The sequence below is a fragment of the Mesobacillus campisalis genome, assembly GCF_000986785.1.
Taxonomy (GTDB): Bacteria; Bacillota; Bacilli; order Bacillales; family Cytobacillaceae; genus Mesobacillus_B; species Mesobacillus_B campisalis.
In genome coordinates, this window is record NZ_LAYY01000074.1 from 1 (window position 1) to 1817 (window position 1817).

A 1817-nucleotide genomic window follows, 5' to 3' on the forward strand; every position below is an offset into this window, starting at 1 on the left:
CGACGCTCTTCCGATCTTCTATCAGGTGGGCCCATATAAAGTTTATGTGGAAACTAAGGGCAACGACCAGATTCGTAAATGCACTATCGTGACCGAGTAACGGCAGGAAGCTGAACAGCGGCCCGCTGCACAATAGGAGGCGGCAACCGATGTGCAGCAGCCTATTGTGGAAGATTAGCAAAAAATAAAAGTAGTCCAATGGGCTACTTTTATTTTTTTTTGGGGTCTGGCTGAACCTTCCAGCCAGAAGACTTTCGCCTGGCTGTTGCTGTCCAATTCGCTTTACTGGGAAGTTCACGTATAATGAACACTAGCGATAACGAATATAATTTTTCTAATAGAGAATCGTATATATTATCGAAATAACGAATAAATGAGGGCCAAACATGAGCGATGCAAGTTTTGAGGAATATTATTTAAGTGCTGAAATTAAGAAGGCACTGGATTTGTTGAAGTACCAAACTCCGACTGAGGTTCAAAGGAAGACCATTCCATGGGCATTAGAAAATAAGGACCTTGTCGTGAGGTCCCAAACAGGGAGTGGCAAGACTGCAGCATTTGGCATCCCTATTTGCGATCAGGTGGAGTGGGCGGAGAAAAAACCCCAGGCGCTCATCCTTACACCAACCAGGGAGCTAGCTGTACAAGTTCGCGAAGATATGACCAATATCGGAAGGTTCAAACGGATAAAAGCGACCGCCGTTTATGGAAAAGAGCCTTTTACGAAACAAAAGGAAGAACTTCAGCAAAAAACACATATAGTCGTCGGTACGCCTGGACGCGTTCGCGATCATATCGAAAGAGGTACACTTCTCCTAGATCAAATCAAGTATTTAGTCATTGATGAAGCAGACGAAATGCTGAATATGGGCTTCATCGATGAAGTGGAAGCCATTATTAATGAGCTCCCTTCAACAAGGGTAACCATGGTCTTTTCGGCGACACTGCCTAAAGATGTGGAAAATCTTTGTCATCAGTATATGAACGATCCAACTCACATTGAGGTGGCGTCTTCAGGTGTGACAACCAGCAGTATTGAACATTTTTTAATGACAGTAAAAGAAGACGAGAAGATGTCTCTTCTTAAAAATGTTACCGTAGTTGAGAATCCGGACAGCTGTATCATTTTTTGCAGGACGAAAGAAAACGTCGAGACTGTTTTTGCCCAGTTGGAGGCAGCTGATTATTCTTGTGAACGACTGCATGGAGGGTTGGAGCAAGAGGATCGCTTTGCCGTTATGGACGGGTTCAAAATGGGGAATTTCCGTTATCTTGTGGCGACCGATGTAGCGGCAAGAGGAATCGATGTTGATAATGTAACATTGATCATCAATTATGATGTCCCAATGGAAAAAGAGAGTTATGTCCACAGAACCGGCAGGACAGGGAGAGCGGGTAAAAAAGGAAAAGCCATTACTTTTTCAACACCGTTTGAGGGGAAATTCATCAACGCGATTGAAAGATACATCGGCTTTGAACTTACTAAAACGGAACCTCCTAAACAGGAGGACGTTGAACGCGTAAGGGCTGATTTTGAGGAAAAATCCCGGGGACGCCGAGTTGTTCATAATAATAAAACAGCTAGAGTCAACAAAGATATTATGAAGCTCCATTTCAGCGGCGGGAAAAAGAAGAAACTTCGTCCATTGGATTTTGTTGGCACGATTGCCAATATCCCTGGCGTCACAGCAGAAGACATCGGGATTATCACCGTAAAAGACCATTTGTCCTATGTGGATATCCTCAATGGAAAGGGAGCACTCGTCCTGCAGGCCATGGAGAATACAACAATAAAGGGGAAAAAGGTGAAAGTTAGC

At 43.9% G+C, this 1817-nt stretch carries 1 protein-coding gene; it reads left to right on the forward strand.

The window, feature by feature from the left end; genetic code table 11:
* Window positions 1-386 precede the first annotated feature (386 nt).
* Window positions 387-1817, forward strand: a 1431-nt coding sequence (locus WQ57_RS22440; RefSeq protein ID WP_046525907.1) for a DEAD/DEAH box helicase, incomplete at its 3' end; no start/stop codon positions are given.